The organism is Verrucosispora sp. NA02020 (assembly GCF_013364215.1).
Classification (GTDB): Bacteria; Actinomycetota; Actinomycetes; order Mycobacteriales; family Micromonosporaceae; genus Micromonospora.
Genome location: NZ_CP054923.1, coordinates 6152928 through 6175130 on the forward strand (window position 1 = coordinate 6152928; position 22203 = coordinate 6175130).

The window sequence follows — 22203 nt, forward strand, 5'->3', positions numbered from 1 at the left end:
CACTCAACGATCGACTCGGAACAGATCCCCCGTGAGCAGCCCGAACAGGGCCCCTCGCCGAGGTGTGTCCTGAGGCTATGACGGTCGGTGGGGCGAGGGCAAACGAATTAACGGTCAGATTCAGAAAGTTTTCTGAGGGCAGATCTCATCGACCGCCGCGCCCCCCACCAGCGCCAGCACGGCCTCCCCGTACAGGCCGAGTTTGCGGGGGCCGATGCCGGCGATCGCCACCAGTTCCTCGGACCGGCCCGGCCGCCGCTCGGCGAGCGCGACGAGCGTCGCGTCGGTGAAGACCACGTAGGCGGGGACACGCTGGGCTCCGGCCACCCGGGACCGCCACTCGCACAGCCGCTCGTGCAACTCGTCGTCGATGTCGGACGGACAGGTGGCGCAGCGGCCCAGCTTCCGGTCCGGCCCGGCGAACAGGGTGGTCCCGCAGATCCGGCAGGAGACGATCCGGGTGGCCGCCCGCCGCTGTGCGCCGCGCGCCGGGGCGCCCGCGCTCGCCCGTTCCGTCCCGCCCGGGGCGAGTTGGGGCAGGAAACGGCACGGCCGCCGGGCCCGCCCGCCCGGGGAGCGTGCCGAGGCGTACGACAGCCAGAGCCACTGACGGGCCCGGGTGATGCCGACGTACAGCAGCCGGCGCTCCTCCTCGACCTGCTCGGTGGTGCGCGCGTACGTGGTGGGCAGGGTGCCCTCGGCGAGCCCGACCAGGAACACCGCGTCCCACTCCAGGCCCTTCGCGGAGTGCAGCGAGGCCAGGGTGACCCCCTCCACCGTGGGTACGTGCTGCTGGGCGGCCCGTCGGGCCAGTTCGTCGGCGAAGTCGGCGAGGGTGACCGGGCGCTCGACCGTGGCGGCCACGCCCACCGGCACCAGGTCGGGGGTGGCCGCGTACTCCTCGGCGAGCTGGACCAGCGCGGCCAGCGCCTCCCACCGCTCGCGGGCGGCCCCACCGGGCGGGGGCGCGTCGGGTGCCCACCCGACGGCGGCGAGCGCCTCGACCACCGCCACCGGCAGCGGGGTCTCGCCGGGAATCGACCGGGTGGCCGCGCGCAGCGCCACCATCGCCTGCCGCACCTCGGTCCGCTCGAAGAACCGCTCGGCCCCCTGGACCTGGTACGGCACGCCCGCCTCGGCCAGCGCCTTCTCGTACGCCTCGGACTGCGCGTTGGTGCGGAACAGCACGGCGATCTCCCGTGCCGGGGTGCCGGCGTCGACCAGGGCACGGCAGCGCGCGGCGACCGCGGCGGCCTCGGCCGGCTCGTCGGTGAAGATCCGCCGCTCCGGCTCCGGGCCGGGCGGACGCTGGCCCACCAGTTCCAGGCGCAGCCTCGCCTCGGTGCCACGGGCCTGTGAGATGACCGCGTTGGCGAGCCCGACCACCTGCGGGGTGGACCGGTAGTCACGGACCAGCCGGACCACCGTGGCGCCCCGGTAGCGGCGCGGGAAGTCGACCAGATACGACGACGTCGCCCCGGTGAACGAGTAGATCGTCTGGCTGGCGTCGCCGACCACGGTCACGTCGTCCCGGCCGCCGAGCCAGGCGTCCAGCAGGCGCTGCTGCAACGGGTTGACGTCCTGGTACTCGTCGACGACGAGATGCCGGTACTGGTTGCGTACCTGTTCGGCGACGTCCGGGTGCTCCTCGATCCCCCAGACCGCGGCGCGGAGCACGTCCTCGAAGTCGATCACACCTCCGGTGCGCTTGAGCCTCTCGTACGCGGCGAAGACCTCGGCGACCTTGGCCGGCTCGTGCGGCGTCTCGCGCAGCGCCTTCGCCGCCGCCACCACGTACTCCCCCGGCTCGACCAGCGAGGACTTGGCCCATTCGATCTCACCGGCGAGGTCCCGGGCGGCGGTCCGGTCGGTCCGCAGGCCGGCCCGGGCCGCGGCGAGGGTGACCAGGCGCACCTTGCTGTCCAGCAGCTCGGGCATGGCCCGCCCGGCCAGCAGCCGGGGCGCGAAGTAGCGCACCTGGCGCAGGGCCGCCGCGTGGAAGGTCCGGGCCTGGACGCCGGCCACCCCGAGCGCGCCGAGCCGGTGCCGCAGCTCGGCGGCGGCGCGGGCGGTGAAGGTGACGGCGAGCACGTGCCGCGCCGAGATCTCCCCGCTCAGCGCCCGGTGCGCGATCCGCGAGGTGACCGCCCGGGTCTTGCCGGTGCCGGCCCCGGCGAGTACGCAGACCGGCCCGGCCACGGCGGTCACGGCCGAGCGTTGTTCCGGGTCGAGCCCGGTCAGCACGCGTTCGGACGCGGAGTTAACCACCACAGCGGGGAATTGTCGCAGCTCGCCCGGACGTTGCAGCGGTTAGCCTGTGCTGATCTGCGCGAGCAGGCGCGCATGACGTTGGAGGATCTCACCATGCTGACCATGTACTCCACTCCCTGGTGCGGCTACTGCCACCGGCTGAAGTCGCAGCTCGACCGGGAGGGGATCGCCTACCAGGTGGTCGACATCGAGCAGGATCCGGCGGCGGCGGAGTTCGTGATGGGGGTCAACGGTGGCAACCAGACCGTGCCCACCCTGCGCTTCGCCGACGACAGTGCGCTGACGAACCCGTCGATCAACCAGGTCAAGCAGCACCTGGCGAGCATCACCGTCTGACCGAGGACGTACCCGCGGCGGCCGGCCCCCACCCGGGGCCGGCCGCCGCGTCGTCGTCAGTGACCGCCCCGGCCGGTCAGCGTCCCGACCGGCGCCGGGTCCCGGTCCTCGGTGGCCGGGCGTGGTGCCGGCACCCGGGTACGCGCCGCCGGTCCGGCCGGCGGGCTCAGCCGGCGCCCGCCCCAGAGGTAGCCGCCCGCGAGCAGGGTGGCCAGGCCGATCGACACGAAGACCAGCCGGTAGTCGAGCACTCCCACGATCAGCGCGCCCACGCCGACCGAGATCGCCTGCGGGCCCCGGATCACCGCCTCCGACGCCGCCGCGACCCGGCCGATCAGCTCGGGCGGGGTCCGCCGCTGAATCAGCGTGTGCAGGCCGACCAGGGTCAGCGGCAGGGAGAGACCGGCCAGCAGCACCGCAGTGAAGCCGAGCCACAGGTTCGGGTACGCCAGCGCCAGTGCCGCCGGGCCGAAGAACGCCACTCCGGCGGCGAGCGTGCCCAGCTCACCGAGCCGACGCAGGACGGCTGGGGAGCACAGTCCGCCGACCAGTCCCCCGATGCCCTGCACGGTGACCAGTACGCCGACGAACGTGGCGTCCCGCCTGAGCCCCGAGTCCACGTACGCGAAGATCAGCGACTCGGTGAAGCCCATCACCAGCGAGCCGAGGCCGTAGCCGACCAACGCCCGCCGCAACGCCGGCTCACCGGCGAGGTGCCGCAGCCCGGCGACCAGCTCGGAGGAGAGGCGTCGTACCCGGGTGACGGCGACGGTCGGGCAGTCCTCCGGATCGGCCGCTCGCGCGGGCGACTCGGCCATCCGGAGCGTGCCGACCACGGCGGCGGCGGCCAGGAAGCCGACCATCCCGACCGCGGCCAGCACCCAGCCGCCGAGCACCGCGTACAGGCCCGCACCGGCCAGCGGACCGACCAGCCGCAGGCCCTGCCGTGCGGTCTGCAACGCGCCGTTGGCCTCTCCGAGCAGGTCGGACGGGACCAGTTCCTGGATCAGCCGGCTGAGCACCGCACCGACCGTGAGGTTCGACAGGCCGTAGAGCGCGGCCACCGCGTAGATGATCCACATGTCGCCCGCGTCCCGGACCGCGAACAGCGGGGTCAGCAGCACCGCCATGGCGAGGTGGGTGACCACGAAGAAGGGCTGCCGGGGGTACCGGTCGACGAACCAGCCGACCAGCGGCGCGAGGGTCCTCGGCGCGAGGATGACGAAGATGGTGGCACCGGCGAGGCCGTCCGATCCGGTGAGGTCCTTCACCCAGATGGCGAGTGCCAGCAGCAGGATCGACTCCGCGGTCATGCTGGCCAACAGTCCGCCGAACAGCAGGCGGAAGTCCGGGCGACTCAGGACGGTTCGCATTGATCCCTCCGGGGGTGGCGCGACTCGGGCGCGGTCGGGAACCCGTCCGGGGCGGGGACGCAGGTGAAGGCGGTCTCGTTCCGGTGTGTCGGGTGTCCGTATTTCTCATGACACGCCCCCGCCGGTACCTCCGGCGCCGGTCGCGACGTCCATACTGGCCGTGGGGGGCGAATTTCATACAGTTACCGTCGCGTCTGCGGCGGTCGACGGAAAAGAGGACACCGTGCCTCCTGCCGCACCCAGTCCGATCCTGCGTCGGCAGCGGCTCGGCCGCGAACTGCGCCAGCTACGCGAGGCCGCCGGACTCACCGGTGACCAGGTCATCGAGCGTGTCGGTTGGGCCTCCGCGTCGAAGCTGTCCCGGCTGGAGAACGGCCGCAGTCGACCCGACCCGCAGGACGTCCGGGACCTGCTCGACCTCTACGACGCCGACACGGCACGGCGGGCGGAACTGCTCGGCATCACCGACGAGGCCGGTGACATGCGCGGCTGGCTCAAGAACTACCCGGCGATGACGCAGCAGCAACGCGGCTTCGCCGAGCTGGAGGCCGGTTGCGTCGAGATCTCCGAGTACAACCCGGTGCTGGTGCCGGGGTTGTTGCAGACCCCCGGGTACGCCCGCGTCCGACTCTCCTCGGCGTACCAGGTCGGTCGGGAGGCCGGCGATCCGGAGACCGAGGAGGAGACCGAGACCCAGGTCAAGGCCCGGCAGGCCCGGCAACTGCTGCTCACCCGGGAGCACGACGCGCCCCGGTACACGGCGGTGCTGGAGGAGGCGGCGCTCGGGCACCGTGCCGGGCCGCCCGAGGTGCTCCGGGAGCAGTTGGCGCAGCTGTGCGAGCTGGCCATGCTGCCCAACGTCACGCTGCACGTCCTGCCCAGGGACACGCCGATCGGGCAGTGGTACCTCCCACCGACCGCGTTCTCGGTCTATCGGTTCGCCGACCCACTCGATCCGGAGACGCTCGCCATCGAAGGTGGCTTCACCGACGTCATGTCGACCGACGTAATCGCCCTAAATCACTATAAAGTGGTGTTCGAGTGGCTACGTACGGCGGCACTTTCCGCAACGGATACCCACTCCTGGCTGGTCAAGTCGTCGGAACGGCTGACCAGTCCGGGAGCATCGTCCATTGTGGCCAATGGATCGGCAACGGCGCCGGCCCAGCGCCGTGGTTCCTCCGGGAGCCTGACGGAGCGGTGACCGAGAAGGGACCGCGCCCGACACGTGCGGCCCTGCTCGATCCATCGGTCCACGTCAGGAGCTCAACCATGAACGACATTCGCACCACGCCGTCCGTCCTCGCGCAGCTCGCGCACGCCCCCTGGCGTACCAGCACGCGCAGCCAGACCTCCAACTGCGTGGAGGTCGCACCGCTGGGCACCGGTCCCGCCGCGGTGGCGCTGCGCGACAGCAAGGACCAGGGTGGCCCGGTCCTGCTGTTCAACCGGGCCGGATGGCTGGGCTTCATCTCCGGCGCCAAGAACGGGCAGTTCGACCTGAACTAGCTCGGGTACGTCTCGCGGGGCCGTCGGCACACCACCGGCGGCCCCGTCGTCGTCCACACCGACCACCCCGGTGAGCAGGCATCGGATGATCGGACGGGGCTGAAATCAATCGCCGTGTTTCACTTGCTGAGATGCGGGCCGGGCGTACGATGGCCGAGTATTGACGTGGAACTTCCACGGTTCCACCCGTCGCGGCACATCGGAGACCCACATGCGGTTCCTGATCGTTCGCACCGACATCCGCGCCGTCGTCGACACCGACATCACGGCCGCCTGGGCCGGCGGTCACCGGCTGCGGGACGAGACCACCCGGCCCGAGCCGCGTCGCCAGGTCGTGCACGCCGAGGACCGTGACGCCGCCCTGCACCTCGCCCGCGCCATCGCCACCGTCGGCGCTGTGCGCTGCGGTAAGCAGCGGGTCAAGGTGCTGCCGCTCGACGACCCGAAGCGCTGGCGGGCCCACCCGGGTCCACCCGACACCTGACCTCCCCACGTCCGTCGTGGTCGGCCGGCTCCCCCGCCGTGTTCCTCACCCAGCCGACCACGACGGCCCGTGTCCCCGGCCCGTGGCCGCCGCGGCAACGACGGCCACGGGTCGGGGCCGCACCTCCCGCACCCGCACCGGCACGCACACCCGCGCCGCACCCGCCGCACCCGCCGCCGTGCTCGGCGTGGGTGTAAGGAGGGGTCCCCTGCTATGCACCAGGCGTTAGCAGGGGACCCCTCCTTACAACCTCAGCAGTGCCCGTCGAACCAGCGGTGGATCAGGAACAGCGCGATCGACGACGGCGGGGGCAACAGCAGGCGGTCGCCTCCGGCGTCCACGTCCCGGCCGGCGAGCGCGGCACCGATCTCGTGCCGGGTGAACCAGCGGGCCTGCGCGATCTCGGCCGGATCGGGCCGGACCGGGTGCTCCGGGTCGGCGGTGGCCAGGAAGCCGAGCATCAGCGAGCCCGGGAACGGCCACGCCTGGCTGCCCGCGTACGTGATCTCACGGACCGGTACGCCGACCTCCTCGCGTACCTCCCGCAGCACGGTCGCCTCGGCCGACTCGCCCGGCTCGACGTACCCGGCCAGACAGGAGAACCGGCGCTGCCCCTTCGGGCTGGGCCAGGCCGCGTTGTTGCCCAGCAGGCAGCGCCCGTCGACGCCGTCGACACCGTCGTGCACCAGCACGATCATGGCCGGGTCGGTACGCGGCCACACCCGCTCACCGGAGCCGTCCACCCGGGACCAGCCCGCCTCGTCGGTGCGGGTCGGTGCGCCGGTGACCGGGTGATAGAGGTGCCGCAGATGCCAGTTGGTCAGCGCCAGCGCCGTGGTGAACAGCCCGGCGTCCCGGTCACCGAGCAGGTGCCCGATGCCCCGCAGGTGAGCAGACCGGGTGTCCGGCAGCACCGTCAACGCGGTGTGCACGCAGAAGATCGGCACCCCGTCCGGTTCCACCCCGAGGAACACCGCGTCGGCGGCCAGAGTCGACGGCAGGTCGTCCGCCGCCACCAGGACCAGCTCCGGCACCGGGGTGTCGGTCCGCACCAGCGCCCGGCCGCCGGCCTCCACGTCGAGCACCAGCACCCGCGCGCCGGACCAGGCCCCCGCCAACCACTGCGGGTCGGTACGCCGATGCGCCGCCCGGTCCAGCGTGGAGCGGGCCAGCGGCGGGGCCGCCTCCCCGCGTACCCAGTCGATCGGCTGTCCCCAGCCGTCCGACGGCAGCGCCGTGCCGGTGGGCCCGCTCACGGTGTGGCCGGTGTGGTCTGGACCGGGGTCAGCGTGGACAGCGAGGGCTCGATCCGTGCGGCGTCCCCGAGCACGACGGTGACCGCGCGGGACGGGGCGAGGTAGCGGGCCGCCGCCTCGGTGACGTCGTCGACGGTCGCCTTCGCCAGCCGGGTCGCGTGCTCGGAGAGGAAGTCCAGTCGCAGCCCACTGCCGGCGTACGCGCTGACGAACGACGCCAGTCCCGCCTGGGTGGCGATGCCGAGCTGGAGCGTGCCGAGGGCGTACTGGCGGGCCTGGTCCAACTCCTCCTGACTGGGCGGCACCGTGGCCAGTCGACCCAACTCGTACGTGGTCTCCAGCAGCGCCGGTGCCGTCACCTCGGTGGCCACCTCGGCGGCGGCCAGCAGCACCGAACCACCGACCGAGTGCTCGACCATCGAGTGCGGGCCGTACGTGTAGCCCTTGTCCTCGCGGATGTTCTCCACCCAGCGCGAGGAGAAGTAGCCGCCGAAGATCAGGTTGGCCAGTTGCAGCGCGGCGTGGTCCGGATGGGTACGCGGCACCGCCGGCAACGCCATCCGCATCGACGACTGCACCGAACCGGGCCGGTCGACCAGCAGCAGCGGGCCCGGTTCCAGCGGCGGGACCGGCGGCACCTCGGCCACGTGCTCGCCGCCCTGCCAACCGGCGAGCGCCTTCTCGGCGGCGTCCAGCGCCCGCTCCGGGCGTACGTCGCCGACCAGCACCAGCACCGCGCCGGCGGGTCGGACCCGCTGGGCGTGCAGCGTCCGCAGGGCGGCCGGACGGACCGCCCGGACCTGCTCGGGCTCCGGGGTCTGGACCGCGTACGGGTGCCGGCCGAAGATCCGCCGCAGCAGCGCGGTACGGGCCAGATGGGCGGGCTGGCTGCGGGCCACCTGGATTCCGTCGACCAGCCGGTCCCGCTCGACGCCGACCCACTCGGCCGGGTAGCTGGCGCCGGTCACCACGTCGGCGAGGATCTCCAGCATCCGGTCCAGCCCGGTGGCCAGGGCGGTGCCGGAGAGCATCAGCCGGTCCGGGTCGAGCCCGGCGGAGAGCCCGCCGCCGATCCGCTGGAGTTCGGCGGCGATCTGCACGCTGCTCATCGTCTCGGTGCCGGAGAGCAGGGTCTGCGCCAGCAGGTGCCCCCGGGCCAGGTGGGCGCGGACGAACGGCATCCAGAGACGCAGTTCCACAAGCGGCACCGCCGGGCGGCGTACCACGATCACGGTGAGCCCGTTGGCGAGCGTGCGTTCGGCCTGCCGGGGCAGCGTGAGCCGACGGGTCGGGCCGAGCGGCGGCAGCGTTCGTGTGGGCGTACTCGTGCTCATGAGCGGCCACCTCCGGGGATCACCTCGACGGACGCGCGGCGCTCCGGCCGCAGGGTGGCCGCAGCGGCGCGGACCTGGTCGTCGGTGACCTCACCGACCAGCCGGGGCAACTCGCCGAGCAGGCCGGGCTCACCGCGCTGCTGTTCCAGCACCGCCATCCGCAGCGCGCGGGCCAGCACCGCGTCGGTGTCGCGCAGCAGGTGGGTGGCCATCCGGGCCTGGGTACGGGCCAGCTCACCCTCGGTGAGGCCGTCGGTGGCGACCCGGTCCACTTCCTCGTCGACGGTCCGCAGCACCTTGTCGACGTCGCCGCCGGGCGGCAGGTGCGACTGGATCAGCAGGGCGGTCGGGTCGCGCACGTCGAAGGGGTCGCCCATGAAGCCCAGGTAGCCGCCGATGCTGGTGACCGTGCGGTCCCGGTGCACCAGCCGTTCGACCAGCCGGGAGGCGTCGCCGTCGGTGAGCACCTCGGCCAACACCACGAAGGGCAGGTAGTCGGCGAAGTTCCCGATCGGGTCGGGCACCCGCCAGCCGGAGGCCACCGCCGGCAGCGGGGCCAGCCTGTCGTCGTACGCGGTGCGCCGCTCGACGGTCGGCGCCGGCTCGGCGAAGTCCGGGCGGGCCGGCGCCGGACGGGCCGGCACGTCGCCGAAGTGTCGTTCGATCAGCTCGACGGCCTCGGCGGTGTCGATGTCGCCGCTGACCGCGAGCACGGCGTTGCCGCTGGCGTAGTAGCGCCGGAAGAAGTCGGCCGCGTCGGCGACGGTGGCGGACTCCAGGTCGTCGAAGGAGCCGTACCCGTCGTGCGCGTTCGGGAAGGTGTCGAACATGACCGGCGGCAGGGTCAACCAGGGGAACCCGCCGTACGGCCGGTTGAGCACGTTGACCCGGATCTCCTCCTTGACCACGTCCACCTGGTTGCGCAGGTTCTCCTCGGTCAGCCGAGGGCCGCGCATCCGGTCGGCCTCCAGGAACAGCGCCCGTTCCAGGGCGTTGCTCGGCAGGGTCTCGTAGTAGTCGGTGTAGTCCAGGTGGGTGGAGCCGTTGAAGGTGCCGCCGGCACCCTGGACGTGCCGGAAGTGGGCGAGCTTCTCCAGGTTCTCCGAACCCTGGAACATCAGGTGCTCGAAGAGGTGCGCGAAGCCGGTCCGTCCCTCGGGCTCGGACCGTATGCCCACGTCGTAGACCACCGCCACGCCGATCACCGGAGCACTGCGGTCGGGGGTCAGGACCACCCGCAGGCCGTTGTCGAGGGTGAACCGCTCGACGGGGTACTTCGCGGCTGGGATTCTCGCTCTGCGCGTCGGCACGGCTCCGACCCTAACGCCTCCGCCGAGCCGGGGAGGCGGGTAAGGGCGGCGGGTGTTAGCCGGGGACCCCTGCTATACCCGAGGCGTTAGGAAGGGGCCCTTCCTTTCATCCGGCGGTGCTGCCCGGCCGCGCGGTCGCGGGGGCAGGGCCGTGCAGGTCCACCAGGCCGGACGGCGCCGCCCCGCCCGGCGTGACGGGCCAGGGAGCGAACGCCACGGCCGTGGCCAGCAGCAGTCCGACGGCCGCCACCGCGACCACCAGGAGTAGTTCCCGCACCGCCGCCGAACCCACCATGGTCGTTCCTCCCCGAGCTGAGCCGATCCCCCCGGCTCATCCCCCGGCACCCAGCGTTCCCTGGCCGGGAGGTGGTGACAGTCGTCCACCCGACGATTGGACGGCTGATTACCGACTCAGGTTCCGCCGAACGGCGCCCGACATGCGGACGGCCGGGCCGCCTCCGATCCCAGTGGGTGACGGAGGCGGCCCGGCCGGCGCGGGTGAACCCGGCGATCAGAGCGGACGGATGTTCTCCGCCTGCGGGCCCTTCTGGCCCTGGACGACCTCGAACTCGACCCGCTGGTTCTCGTCCAGGCTGCGGTAGCCGGAGCTCTGGATGGCCGAGAAGTGAGCGAAGACGTCGGCGCCGCCGCCGTCCGGGGTGATGAAGCCGAAGCCCTTGTCAGCGTTGAACCACTTGACGGTGCCAATAGCCATGCTTGTTTCGTCTCCTTGACGGAACGTCGGACCCGCACCTGTTGCGGGGCCGAAAGAGTGAGAGCTCCGGGCGGTTCCCGGAACTTCTGTCGCTGCTGGTCGCCCCGCCCGGAGAGGTCCGGACATAACAAAGAGCGCCTGGGGCCACAATCCGCCAGGCGCAAACAGAGCTGGTAACCAAAACTGCAACGCGGGCACAGTACCACGGATTCGGGCCCGCGCTACCTGTCCAGCCCACATTCCGGCAACGACATGATCAGGGCGGAGAGTCCGTCGACGTCCAGCAGGTCCGCCGGACGGACGGTCGCCCCGTCCCGCACGTAGTGGAACGCCGCGCCGACCCGGTCGACCGGGATCCCGGCCAGCTCGGCCCAGGCCAGCCGGTAGACCGCCAACTGCACCGAGGCCACCTCGGCCGCCGGTCCCGAGGGCTGGGCACCGGTCTTCCAGTCGACCACGTCGAAGCGGTCGCCGGGCCGGCGGAACACGGCGTCCATCCGGCCGCGTACCACCACACCGCCGAGCACCGTCGCGAACGGCACCTCGACCTCGATCGGCGTACGGTCCGCCCACTCGCTGCTCAGGAACCGCCGTTGCAGCTCCGCCAGCACCTCGTCCGGGGCCGCGTCGGCGTCCGCCGCACCGGGCAACTCGTCGGTGTCGAGCAGCCGGTCCGCGCCGAAACGCTGCTCCAGCCAGGCGTGGAAGGCGGTGCCCCGGCGGGCGTACGGGTTCGGTGCGGACGGCAGCGGCCGACGCAGCGACCGGGCCAGCGCCGCCGGGTCCCGGCGCAACGCGACCAGTTGGGTGACCGACAGGTGCCCGGGCAGCGTCACCTCGACCGGACCGGAGAGCCGGCTCAACTCCGCCCGCTCGGCGAGCAGCAGATCGGTCTCCCGCCGCCACCGGTCCACCTCCGGATCCCGCGCCTCGTCGTCCGGGGTGTCCGGCACGTCGTCGGTCAGGTGACGCCGCACCAGCGCCGCCGCCTCGGTCAACGTCGGTCGGCGTACGCCCAGTGGGTCGGCCGGCCACTCGGCCCGGATCACCACCTCGGTCGTCGGGTTCACCGCCTCCGGCGACGGTTCGGGCGCCCACTCGTCGACCAGGTGACCGGCTCCGGCGTCCAGGCAGGCGTCGTGCACCTCGCGCAACAACCCGGACGGGCCGCGCGGGCGCTTGGTGCCCTCACCCCACCAGTGGCCGGAACAGAGCAGCAGGCGACGCGGACGGGTCACCGCAACGTACGCCAGCCGGCGCTCCTCCCGCTCGTCGTGGGCCCGCCAGGCGTCGGTGAAGTCCTCCACCGCCCGGGCCACGCCACGCTGGTCGTCCACGTCCGCCAGGGCCAGCTCGGGCAGACCGTCGGCGTCACCGCGCAACGGGAACGGCAGCACCCCCAGCCCGCCCAGCCAGTGGTCGGAGTTGCGGACCGGTCCCGGCCACACCCCCCGGCTCAGCCCGGCCACCGAGACGACGTCCCACTCCAGCCCCTTGGCGGCGTGCGCGGTCAGGATCTGCACCGCCCCCTCGACCACCTCCACCTCGCCCGGCGACAGACCGCGCTCCTCGTCCTCGGCGGCGGCCAGGTAGGCCAGGAAACCGGCGAGCGTGGCCCCCGGCGTCTCCCCGCTGAACCGCGCGGCCACGTCGCCCAACGCGTCCAGGTGACTGCGGGCCAGACCGGCGTCGCCGGCGCCCTCGCCGCCGGCGCGTACCGCCACCTCCACGTCCAGGCCGGTGGTCCGCTCCACGTCCGCGATCAGCTCCGGCAGCGACTGGTCCAGCCGGTACCGCAGCAGACCCAGTTCCCGGGCGTACGCGCGCAGCCGCAGGTAGCCCTCGGCCGAGTACGCCTGCGCGGGGCCGAGGTCGGCCAGTGCCTCGACCAGCGTCGCCTCGTCCAGCCGGTCCGGCGTGATCTCGGCCGTACCGTCGTCGGCGAGCTGGCGACGGGCCGCCGCGATGGCCTTGGCCCGACGGTGCAGCGCGACCAGGTCCCGTGGCCCGATCCGCCACCGGGCACCGGTCAGCAGGCGCAACAGCGCGGCACCGTCGGTCGGGTCGGCGAGCACCCGCAGCGTGCACACCACGTCGCGGATCTCCGGGGTGTCCAACAGCCCGCCCAGCCCCACCACCTCGACCGGCAGGCCACGTTCCCGCAGCGCCCCCGCGATCGCCGGAATCTGGCTGCGCAGCCGGACCAGCACCGCCGTGGTCGGGCGCAGGGTCACCGGGATCTGCTCGGGCAGCACACCCGGCATCCGCGCCACACCACGCCAGGCGGCCAGCACACTGTCGGCGATCCAGTCGGCCTCGTCGGCGTACGTCGTCAGCAGTGCGCAGTGCACGGTCCCGGCGGCGGCGCCACGCGCGCTGCGGTGCGGGATCGGATCGCGGACACTGAGCGCGGCGTGCAGCTCCGGCACCTGGGCGCCGGCCGCCCGCAACGGGGTGGAGAGCGCGTTCGCCACGGCGAGGATCTCCGGCCGGTTCCGCCAACTGGTGGTCAGTCCGAGCACCTGGGCGGGTTCCCCGTCGGTGCGGGCGAACTCCGTCGGGAAGCGGTCCAGGGTGCCGGCGCTGGCCCCCCGCCAGCCGTAGATGGACTGGCAGGGGTCACCGACGGCGGTCACCGGGTGACCGCCGCCGAACAACGCGCCGAGCAGCACCACCTGGGCGTGGCTGGTGTCCTGGTACTCGTCGAGCAGCACCACCCGGTAGCGCCCGCGCTCGATCTCGCCGACGCCCGGATGGTCCCGGGCCACCCGGGCGGCCCGGGCGAGCTGGTCGGCGAAGTCCATCGCCTCGAAGTCGTCCTTGCGCCGGGCGTACGCGCGCACCAGCGGCAGCAGCTTCAACCGGGTCTGCTGGAGCGCGAGGGCCTTGCGCACGTCGGCGTAGACCCGCCCGGGACGGGACTGCACGTCGGCGAAGAACCGGCCGGTCCACGCGGCCAGGGAGTCCGGGTCGATCAGGTGTTCGTCCAGTTCACCGGAGAGCGCCAGCACCGCGTCGGTGACCGTGCTGGGCATCCGGTCCACCTCCGACATGTCCCCGTCGTAGTTGCGCACGATCAGGTCCACGAGCTGCCAGCGGGACGCCTCGGTGAGCAGCCGGGTGGAGGGCTCGTAGCCGGCCCGCAGGCCGTGCTCGGTGACGATCCGTCCCGCGTACGAGTGGTAGGTGGCCACCGTCGGTTCGCCCGCGAACGGGTCGTCGAGCGGGTCCCGTCCGCGCCGCCCCAGCCGGCGCACCAACTGGTCGAGCCGGGTACGCACCCGGTGTGCCAGCTCACCGGCGGCCTTACGGGTGAAGGTGAGACCGAGCACCTGCTCGGGCCGGACGTACGAGTTGGCCACCAGCCAGACCACCCGGGCGGCCATCGTCTCGGTCTTACCCGAACCGGCTCCCGCGACCACCAGCAGCGGCTCCACCGGCGCGGCGATGATCGCCGCCTGCTCCCGGGTCGGCGCCGGCAACCTCAGCAGCTTGGCCAGCTCCACCGGCGTGTACCGGGGACCGACGGCGGCCGCCCGGGGCGCCGGTGCCGTGGGATTGAACAGGGCGGGCTGGGTCATGCTGCCTTCTTCGGAGCTGGCACGCTCACTCCTGGTGCTCCGGTCGCCGGACGGTCGGTGGCTCGACCACCTGCCGTCCCTGCCCGGAGACCGGGCAGCTGGTCCGCACCGGGCAGACCCGGCACTTCGAGTTGGCGACCGCGGCGAAGGTGGCGGCGGCCATCGTATCGGCGGTCCGCCGGACCAGCGCGGTCGCCCAGCCGGCCTCGGGTCCGTCGGTCGACGCGGCCTGCGCCTGCTCCCGGGCGTCCCGCGCGCCGGTGCCGAGCTGCACCAGCGTCGCCCCGCCGGGCTCGTCGCCGTACTCGGCGAACGCCCCCGCCTCCACCGCCGCCTGGTATGCGCCGAGCTGCGGGTGCTCGGCCAGGTCCCGCTCGGTCACGGCGGTGGACTTGCCGGTCTTGAGGTCCACCACCACCAGCCGGCCGTCCGCGTCGACCTCCAGCCGGTCCACCCGCCCGACCAGCTCGATCGGCCGGTGCGGATCGTCCAGGCGTACCGCGAACTCGTGCTCGATGGCGAGCAGCCGGCGCGGATTGGCGGCCAGCCAGCGCAGCAGCTTGTCCACCATCGCCTCGGCGCGGGTCCGCTCCGGCCCGACCATCCACCGCGCGGCCAGCTCGATCGCGTCGAACCGGGCAGCCACGTAGTCCAGCAGCGCGCCCCGGTCCGCGCTGGCGTCCTCGGCGAGCATCGCCGCCGCGTGCACCAGGTTGCCGACCCCCTGGGCGGCGCTGGCCGGTGGGCTCCCGCCGTGCCGTTCCAGCAGCCAGCGCAGGCTGCACCGCAGCGCGCTCTCCATCGCCGACGGCGTCACCCGGACCGGCTCCCCCTCGTCCACCAGCGGCCGGTCGTCGGAGAGCGGTCGCAGCCCCCACCAGTCGTCCGGGTGCGCGCCGGCGACCCCGGCGGCGGCGAGTCGGGCCAGCTCGGCCGCTGCCGCCCGCCGCCGGGCGGTCGACGCCGCCGGGTCGGCCACCGCGGTACGCAGCTCCGCCACCAGCGCGGGCAGGGTCAACGCCCGGGGCGGCCGACTCAACGGCAGCGTCCGTGGCCCGACCCCGTCGTCCCGGTCCGGAGCATCGTCCCGGTCCGGAGCGTCCTCCTGGTGCTGAGCGTCGTGCCTGTCGTCGACCTGCGGCGCTCCGCTGCCCGCTCCGGGCGTCGACGGCTCCGGAGAAGCGGGCGGCGGTGGCCCATCGGGGTTCGGGGTGGGTCCGTCGCCGGGTGGATCGGTCGGCCCGAGTTCGTAGAGGAAGCGGCTGGGCTGCTCCTCGTGGTCGTCGCCGCCGACGGCCGCCGACGCGACGGCGCTGACCAGCAGTCGCCGCCGGGCCCGGGTCACCGCGACGTGGAACAGCCGCCGTTCCTCGTCGAGCAACGCGGAGGTCTGTCCGACCAGGGTGGCGACCTCCCCGGCACCGTCCGCCCGGCCGGTCATCACGTCGACCAGCCGTTCCGAGCCGAGCAGGCTGCCGCGCAACCGCAGGTCCGGCCAGACGCCCTCCTGCACCCCGGCGACGGCGACCAGATCCCACTCCAGGCCCTTCGCGGCGTGCGCGGTGAGCAGGCGTACCGCGTCGCCCCGGTCGGCGGAGGAGGCGAGCGTGTCGGCGGGGAGTTCCTGGGCGAGCACATGGTCGAGGAAGACCTCGGTCCGCGCGCCCGGTAAACGGTCGGTGAACCGGGCGGCGGCGTCGAAGAGCACCAGCACCGCGTCCAGGTCCCGGTCGGCCGCCTCGGCCCGACGCCGCCGGGCCAGGTCGCCCTCACCGGCCACGGCCGGTCCCCGGGCCAGCGCGGCGGACCACAGCTCGGCCAGCCCGCTGGCCTGCCAGACCGCCCAGAGGACGTCCTCGACGGTGGCGCCCGGTCGACCGGCCGTCTCGCGGGCCACCGCCAGCAGCCCGGCCACCGTCTGCGCCGACTCGGCCCAGCGCCGCTCCACCCCGGCCAGCTCGGCCGGGTCCTGCAACGCCTCGACGATCAGCTCGCCGGAGGGCCGACGGTCGCCGCCGGCCAGGGCGAGCGCGCGTAGGCCCTGCCGCAGCCGGCGCTCCGCCAGCGGATCGGCACCGCCGAGCGGCGAGTGCAGCAACGCGACGGCGGCCTCCTCGTCCAGCCGCTCCGGCTCCGACGCGCAGCGCAACAGCAGCAGCAGCGGCGCGACCGCCGGTTGCAGGTGCAACGGCAGGTCCTCGCCGTGCACCACGGTCGGTACGCCGGCGGCGTGCAGCGCCCGCCGCAACCCGGGCAGTTGCCGCCCGGTGGAACGGACCAGCACCGCCATCCGGGCCCAGGGCACGCCGCCGAGCAGGTGCGCCTCGCGCAGCGCGTGTGCCAGCCAGGCCGCCTCGCTGGTGGCCGAACGGAAGGTCCGGACCTCGACGGTGCCCGGTGGCGTGTCGGGCAACGGGTGCAGCCGACGGTGTGCCGCCGGACCACGCAACCGTCGACCCAGCCGGGACGCGGCAGCGAGCAGCCGCTCCCCCGCGCGGTAACTGGTGGTGAGCAGCACCTGCGCGGCCGGCGCACCGGAGGCGGTGCGGAACCGGTGCGGGAACGTCGTCACACCGGCCGGATCGGTGCCCCGGAAGGCGTACGTGGAGGAGTCGGGATCGGCGAAGGCCACCAGCGGCGTGCCGCCCCCGGCGACCGTGTCCAACAGGTCGAGCTGCGCGGGGTCGGTGTCGGCCAGCTCGTCGACGTAGACGTACGCCAGACGACGCCGCTCGGACGCCAGCACCTCCGCGTCGTCGCGCAGCAGACCGGTCGCCGCCCGGACCAGCTCCGCCGGGTCGTACGCGACCGAGCCCCGGTTGGCGACGTCCCGCAGCGCCAGCACCGCGACGTACTCACGCAGGAAGCGGGCGGCGGCCGGCCAGTCGGCGCGGCCGAGCCGCTCGCCGAGCCGGGCCAGCTCGACCGGACCGACGCCCCGCTCCGCCGCCCGCATCAGCAGGTCGCGGAGCTGGGCGGCGAACGCCCGGGTACGCAGTGCCGGTCGCAACTCCTCCGGCCAGCCACCCGGTTCGTCGCCGGGCTCCTCCCCCACCACGTCCAGCAACTCACGGATGATCAGATCCTGTTCCGGACCGGTGAGCAGCCGTGGCGACGGCTCACCCCGCTCGGCGGCGGCCCGCCGCAACAACCCGAAGGCGTACGCCGGGAAGGTCCGCACCAGCGGCTCCCGCACCACCCGCCGCCCGTTCGCGGCGATCCGCGCCTCGATCCGGTGCCGCAGGTCGACTGCGCCCCGGCGACTGAAGGTGAGCACCAGGACCCGCTCCGGATCGACCCCCTCCTCGACCCGGGCGGCCACCGCCTCGACGAGCGTGTGGGTCTTCCCGGTGCCCGGTCCTCCGAGGACGAGCATCGGCCCGTCGGTGTGTGCCACGACCTCGGCCTGCCGAGGATCCGCCGACGTCTGCTCCCCGCCGGACGCGGGTGCGGGTGCGGGTGCGGACGCGGGCGCGGGTGCGGACGGCGGGCCGGCCAGGTCCGGAGAATGCCCGGTGGCCGGGTCGTTCTCCTGGGTCGGCCCGCCGGACCGACGCACCAACCGGTACGCCTGCATCCCGCCATCCCATCACGGCCCTGCGACACTGCCCGACGCGCCACACCCGCCGACGACCCGACGCCCACCCGTCCTCACCGGTCCCGTCCGCTGGTCCCGGTCGCCGCTCCCTCGCCGGCCCCGGCAGTGACGTGCGGTGGTTCGCGTGCCACCACCCCGACCGGTACCCCGCTGGTCGCCCTTTGCTCTGCTTCACCCCACGCAACGGTTCGGACGAACTTCTGTTGCGCGGGGTGAAGCAGAGCAAAGGCGGCGAGCAGGTATACCCCGGGAGTCGGCTCAACCCGAGACGGCGCGACCCGAGACGGCGCGAATCACCACACCGGCGTGCGGCACCGGGCCACCGCCCGGTGCCCCTCGGTGAGCGCGGCCGCGTGGGGCAGGCGGCAAGGGTCAGGCGCGGTGTGGGTGGCGCCGCCTAGGTGAGGGCTGCCTCGATGACGTCGAGGGCGGTGGGGACGGTGTCGGCGACCTGGACGAGATCGAAGCCGGCGGGCTTGAGGAAGCTCTGGTCGGTGACCGCGCGCAGCCAGTCCATCAACGGGGTGTAGAACCCGTCGGTGTCCACCATCACCATCGGTTTGCGGTGCAGGGCCAGGGTGGCGGTGGTCCAGACCTCGAAGAGTTCGTCGAGGGTGCCCAAGCCACCGGGCAGGGTGAGGAACGCGTCCGACTTCTCGACCATGAGGACCTTGCGGCTGGCCATCGAGTCGGTGATCAGCAGTTCGTCGGAGGCGACGTCGGCGACCTCCAGGTCGACCAGCACCTGCGGGATGATCCCGACGGTCCGGCCGCCGGCCGCGCGGGCCCCCTCGACCAGCGCGCCCATCATGCCGACGCGACCACCTCCGCTGACCAGCGTGTGCCCTCGTCGGGCGAGTTCCGCGCCGGTGGCCTCGGCGAGGTCGAGCCACCGTTGGTCGAGGGTACGGGAGGAGGCGCAGAACACGCAGATCGCCGCCACCTCAGCGCTCCGCCTGCTCGGCCCGCTCGGCCGACTCGGCTGCCGCCTGCTGGTCCGCTGCGGTACGGGCCACCGCGTCGGCGCGTACCGCCTCCTGCTCGGTATTGAGCGCGGCCTCGGCCTCCACGATGTGCCGGACCGCCGCGGCGACGTCGTCGGTGACGCAGATCAACTCCAGGTCGACCGGTCCGATCTTGCCCTCGGCGGCCATCGTGTCGCGCAGCCAGTCGAGCAGCCCCTGCCAGTACTCGGCACCCATCAGCACCACCGGGAACCGGGTCACCTTGCCGGTCTGCACCAGGGTGAGCGCCTCGAACAGCTCGTCCATCGTGCCGAAGCCGCCGGGCAGCACGACGAACGCCTGGGCGTACTTGACGAACATGGTCTTGCGGGCGAAGAAGTAGCGGAAGTCGATGGCCAGGTCGACCCACTCGTTGATGCCCTGCTCGAAGGGGAGTTCGATGCCGAGACCGACGGAGTGCCCACCGGCCTCGCTCGCGCCCCGGTTGGCCGCCTCCATCACGCCGGGTCCACCCCCGGTGATCACCGCGTAGCCGGCACGGGCCAGGGCCGCGCCGAGCGCCTCGGCGAGCTGGCACTCCGGGCTGTCCGGCTTGCTCCGGGCGCTACCGAAGACGCTGACGGCGGGCGGCAGGTCGGCGAGGGTGTCGAAGCCTTCGACGAATTCGGAGAGTATCCGTAGCGCCCGCCAGGCGTCCTTGGTCTTCCAGTCCGCGCGGGTCCGCGAATCCAGTAGCCCTTGGTCCGCTGTGCTGGTGGTGATCGCCTGGCGGCGCAGTGTGACGGCGCCGCGGTGCCGCTCCCGTCCTGGTTCGCGGCGGTTGCTCTGAGTCATGGGAGCAACCGTAGTGGAGTTCCGCCGGGGCGCCCGGCAAACACTTCGTGATCTTGTGCAACCAATTCGCTTCCCCGTACGTCTTACTATTCACATACCGGGTATGCCCGGCGCGCAGGCTTCGGGGGAGGAGACAGCGTGATCAGTAGCAACGAACGGATCCGGATGAGGCGTCAGATGCAGCGACGCATCCGCGACGTGGTGGCCGAGCGCCGCCGTACCCGGCTGCTCGAAGACCCGCCCGAACCGCCCGCGGAGCCCGCTTCCGACACGGCGCTCACCCGCGTGTAGCGCGGGGCCTGGACACCCTGCGCCTGAGCCCCGCGCGCCGGTCACCCGGGCGGGCGCGGCGGCACCGCACCGCCGCCCGCACGACCGGACGCGCGAGTCCGCCGGGTCAGGCGGAGGCGAGCCAACGGTGCAGCGTGGCGGCACCGTCACGGATCTTGCCGATCTCGACGTGCTCGTCCGGGTGGTGGGCGAGATTGGGATCACCCGGACCGAAGTTGAGCGCCGGGATCCCCATCGCCGCGAAGCGGGCCACGTCGGTCCACCCCAGCTTGCCGATCGGGGCGGCACCCACCGCCGCCAGGAACTCCTGGGCGGGTGGGGCCTCCAAGCCGGGCAGCGCACCGGGCGCGCAGTCGGTCACCGTCACCTCGTACCCGGCGAGCACCTCGCGCAGGTGCGCCTCCGCCTCGGCCGGCGTACGGTCCGGCGCGAAACGGTAGTTGACCTCGATCTCGCACCGGTCCGGGACCACGTTGCCGGCCACCCCACCGTTGATCCGCACCGCGTTCATACCCTCGCGGTAGTCACACCCGTCGATGGTCACCCGCCGCGCCTGGTACTCCGACAGCCGCCGCAGGATCTCACCGGCACCGTGGATCGCGTTGACGCCGTGCCAGGCGCGCGCCGAGTGGGCCCGTACGCCGGTGGTGACCGCCCTCGCCCGCATGGTGCCCTGGCAGCCCGCCTCGACGATCCCGTGCGTCGGTTCGAGCAGCAGGGCGAAGTCGGCCGTCAACCACTCCGGGTACGCCTCGGCCACCAGCCGCAGGCCGTTGTACCGGGACTCGATCTCCTCGGCCTCGTAGAAGAAGTACGTCACGTCGTAGCGCGGGTCGGGCAGGGTGGCCGCGAGGTGCAGCGCGAAGGCCACCCCGGACTTCATGTCCGAGGTGCCGCAGCCGTACATCAGGTCGCCGCGCAGCGTGGACGGGAAGTTGTTGTTCAACGGCACGGTGTCCAGGTGACCGGCCAACACCACCCGGGACGCCCGCCCCAGGTCGGTACGCGCCATCACCGTGTTCCCGTGCCGGTAGGTGGCCAGGTGGGGCAGCTTCCGCAGCACCTCCTCGACGCAGTCGGCGATGGCCTTCTCGTTGAGCGAGACCGACTCGATGTCGACCAGGGCGCGGGTCAACGCCACCGGATCGGCGAGGACCTCGGGGGTAAGCGGGTTCTCCATGGTCCGCACGGTACCGTCACAACCGGCGACCGCGAGACGCGAGCCCGCGAGCCCTTCGACGACGCGCGAGGAGTGAGCTCGCGCACCCCGCAGTCGCGAGCAGCAGCCAGCGCAGCATGCGAGCGAGAGGTGAGTAAGTGACGTCCACAGAATCCGCGTGGGGCATCGGCCTGGCCACCATGACCGCCGACGACCAGGTGCTCGACACCTGGTATCCGACCGGCAAGCTGGGCCTCGGCGAGCTGCCGTTGGTCCCCGGCGAGGACCAGGCAGACGTGCTGGACCTTCCGCCGGGTGCGATCGGCGACCGGGCCCTGCCGGGTCTGCGTACCGTCCAGGTGATCACCGTGATCGGCTCGCTGGACGACCCGATCAAGGACGCCAGTGACGCGTACCTGCGACTGCACCTGCTCTCCCACCGCCTGGTGCGGCCCAACGAGCTCAACCTCGACGGCGTCTTCGGCAAGCTGGCCAACGTGGCCTGGACCTCCGCCGGGCCGTGCCCGCCGGAGCGGGTCGACGAGCTGCGCGTCATCGAGCGGGCCGCCGGCCGTCACCTGGCCGTGTACGGGGTGGACAAGTTCCCCCGGATGACCGACTACGTGGTGCCCTCGGGTGTCCGGATCGCCGACGCCGACCGGGTCCGCCTCGGCGCCCACCTCGCCTCCGGCACCACCGTGATGCACGAGGGCTTCGTCAACTTCAACGCCGGCACGCTCGGCACCTCCATGGTCGAGGGCCGGATCGTGCAGGGCGTGGTCGTCGGCGACGGTTCCGACATCGGCGGCGGCGCCTCCATCATGGGCACGCTCTCCGGCGGCGGCACCGACAGGGTACGCATCGGCGAGCGCAGCCTGATCGGGGCGAACGCGGGTGTCGGCATCTCGCTGGGCGACGACTGTGTGGTGGAGGCGGGGTGCTACATCACCGCCGCCTCGAAGCTCGCCCTGCCGGACGGCCGGGTGGTCAAGGCCCGCGAGCTGTCCGGAGTCGACGGGCTGCTGTTCTGGCGCAACTCGATCACGGGTGGGCTGGAGGCCCGGCCGCGTACCGGTCAGGGCATCACCCTGAACGCCGCCCTGCACGCGAACGACTGACGCCTCCGCGCGGACTCGTGCAAGGAAGGGTCCCCTGCTAACGCCTGGTGCATAGCAGGGGACCCCTCC

Annotated in this window: 18 protein-coding genes; 6 read left to right on the forward strand and 12 right to left on the reverse strand. The window is 73.1% G+C overall.

All coding sequences use genetic code 11. The features are described 5' to 3' along the window. Positions 1-120: 120 nt before the first annotated feature. The gene (locus tag HUT12_RS27445) at positions 121-2271 is read right to left on the reverse strand and encodes an ATP-dependent DNA helicase UvrD2 (RefSeq protein ID WP_176095164.1); all 2151 of its coding nucleotides are present in this window, start codon (positions 2269-2271) and stop codon (positions 121-123) included. A 93-nt stretch (positions 2272-2364) separates the two neighbouring features. Between HUT12_RS27445 and HUT12_RS27450 the strand changes: the two genes are divergently transcribed. After that, on the forward strand, positions 2365-2607 hold the full coding sequence (locus HUT12_RS27450; RefSeq protein WP_176096007.1) for a mycoredoxin: 243 nt from the start codon (positions 2365-2367) through the stop codon (positions 2605-2607). A 56-nt stretch (positions 2608-2663) separates the two neighbouring features. Here the strand turns inward: HUT12_RS27450 and HUT12_RS27455 are convergent, their stop codons facing one another. Continuing rightward, positions 2664-3980 carry an MFS transporter gene (locus HUT12_RS27455; RefSeq protein ID WP_176095165.1) on the reverse strand — a complete coding sequence of 439 codons (1317 nt, stop codon included), beginning with the start codon at positions 3978-3980 and terminating at the stop codon, positions 2664-2666. A 223-nt stretch (positions 3981-4203) separates the two neighbouring features. Here HUT12_RS27455 and HUT12_RS27460 point away from each other — a divergent pair, with 223 nt between their 5' ends. The 3 genes from HUT12_RS27460 (at position 4204) to HUT12_RS27470 (ending at position 5973) form a co-directional block, all read left to right on the forward strand. Then, a complete protein-coding gene (locus HUT12_RS27460) occupies positions 4204-5184 on the forward strand; it encodes a helix-turn-helix transcriptional regulator (RefSeq protein ID WP_131053857.1) in 981 nt (326 codons plus the stop codon). Between the two features lie 68 nt (positions 5185-5252). Then, positions 5253-5489, forward strand: coding sequence for a DUF397 domain-containing protein (locus HUT12_RS27465; protein ID WP_131053856.1), 237 nt, complete (start codon positions 5253-5255; stop codon positions 5487-5489). Between the two features lie 211 nt (positions 5490-5700). Next, positions 5701-5973, forward strand: a complete 273-nt coding sequence (locus HUT12_RS27470) for a hypothetical protein (protein ID WP_131053855.1) — start codon at positions 5701-5703, stop codon at positions 5971-5973. Positions 5974-6224: 251 nt separating this feature from the next. On the opposite strand, the gene nudC is transcribed toward HUT12_RS27470, so the two are convergent. From nudC to HUT12_RS27515, 9 genes are all read right to left on the reverse strand, one after another. Next, complete coding sequence (gene nudC, locus HUT12_RS27475) at positions 6225-7178, reverse strand: NAD(+) diphosphatase (RefSeq protein ID WP_176096008.1); 954 nt, start codon at positions 7176-7178, stop codon at positions 6225-6227. A 47-nt stretch (positions 7179-7225) separates the two neighbouring features. Then, positions 7226-8563 (reverse strand): pitrilysin family protein, encoded by a 1338-nt coding sequence (locus HUT12_RS27480; RefSeq protein WP_176095166.1) that lies wholly within the window; start codon positions 8561-8563, stop codon positions 7226-7228. Next, positions 8560-9873 (reverse strand): pitrilysin family protein, encoded by a 1314-nt coding sequence (locus HUT12_RS27485; RefSeq protein ID WP_176095167.1) that lies wholly within the window; start codon positions 9871-9873, stop codon positions 8560-8562. Before HUT12_RS27485 ends, HUT12_RS27480 begins: the two co-directional genes overlap by 4 nt. Positions 9874-9979: 106 nt before the next feature. Beyond that, positions 9980-10168 (reverse strand): hypothetical protein, encoded by a 189-nt coding sequence (locus tag HUT12_RS27490; protein WP_131053852.1) that lies wholly within the window; start codon positions 10166-10168, stop codon positions 9980-9982. 216 nt (positions 10169-10384) lie between these two features. Then, entirely contained in the window at positions 10385-10588 is a 204-nt protein-coding gene (locus tag HUT12_RS27495; protein ID WP_013735772.1) for a cold-shock protein, read from the reverse strand. Between the two features lie 221 nt (positions 10589-10809). Beyond that, positions 10810-14169: an ATP-dependent DNA helicase gene (locus HUT12_RS27500; RefSeq protein WP_176095168.1), complete on the reverse strand. Its 3360-nt coding sequence runs from the start codon at positions 14167-14169 to the stop codon at positions 10810-10812. Positions 14170-14194: 25 nt separating this feature from the next. Next, positions 14195-17746 (reverse strand): ATP-dependent DNA helicase, encoded by a 3552-nt coding sequence (locus HUT12_RS27505; protein WP_176095169.1) that lies wholly within the window; start codon positions 17744-17746, stop codon positions 14195-14197. Between the two features lie 418 nt (positions 17747-18164). Further along, positions 18165-18710, reverse strand: coding sequence for a TIGR00730 family Rossman fold protein (locus HUT12_RS27510; protein WP_176095170.1), 546 nt, complete (start codon positions 18708-18710; stop codon positions 18165-18167). A gap of 1 nt (position 18711) precedes the next feature. Further along, complete coding sequence (locus HUT12_RS27515; RefSeq protein WP_131057490.1) at positions 18712-19566, reverse strand: TIGR00730 family Rossman fold protein; 855 nt, start codon at positions 19564-19566, stop codon at positions 18712-18714. Between the two features lie 138 nt (positions 19567-19704). Between HUT12_RS27515 and HUT12_RS27520 the strand changes: the two genes are divergently transcribed. Then, on the forward strand, positions 19705-19857 hold the full coding sequence (locus HUT12_RS27520; RefSeq protein WP_162854397.1) for a hypothetical protein: 153 nt from the start codon (positions 19705-19707) through the stop codon (positions 19855-19857). A 106-nt stretch (positions 19858-19963) separates the two neighbouring features. Here the strand turns inward: HUT12_RS27520 and dapE are convergent, their stop codons facing one another. Further along, entirely contained in the window at positions 19964-21037 is a 1074-nt protein-coding gene (gene dapE, locus HUT12_RS27525) for a succinyl-diaminopimelate desuccinylase (protein ID WP_131054898.1), read from the reverse strand. A 137-nt stretch (positions 21038-21174) separates the two neighbouring features. Here dapE and dapD point away from each other — a divergent pair, with 137 nt between their 5' ends. Next, the gene (dapD, locus tag HUT12_RS27530) at positions 21175-22134 is read left to right on the forward strand and encodes a 2,3,4,5-tetrahydropyridine-2,6-dicarboxylate N-succinyltransferase (RefSeq protein WP_131054899.1); all 960 of its coding nucleotides are present in this window, start codon (positions 21175-21177) and stop codon (positions 22132-22134) included. The last annotated feature ends 69 nt before the right edge of the window (positions 22135-22203 follow it).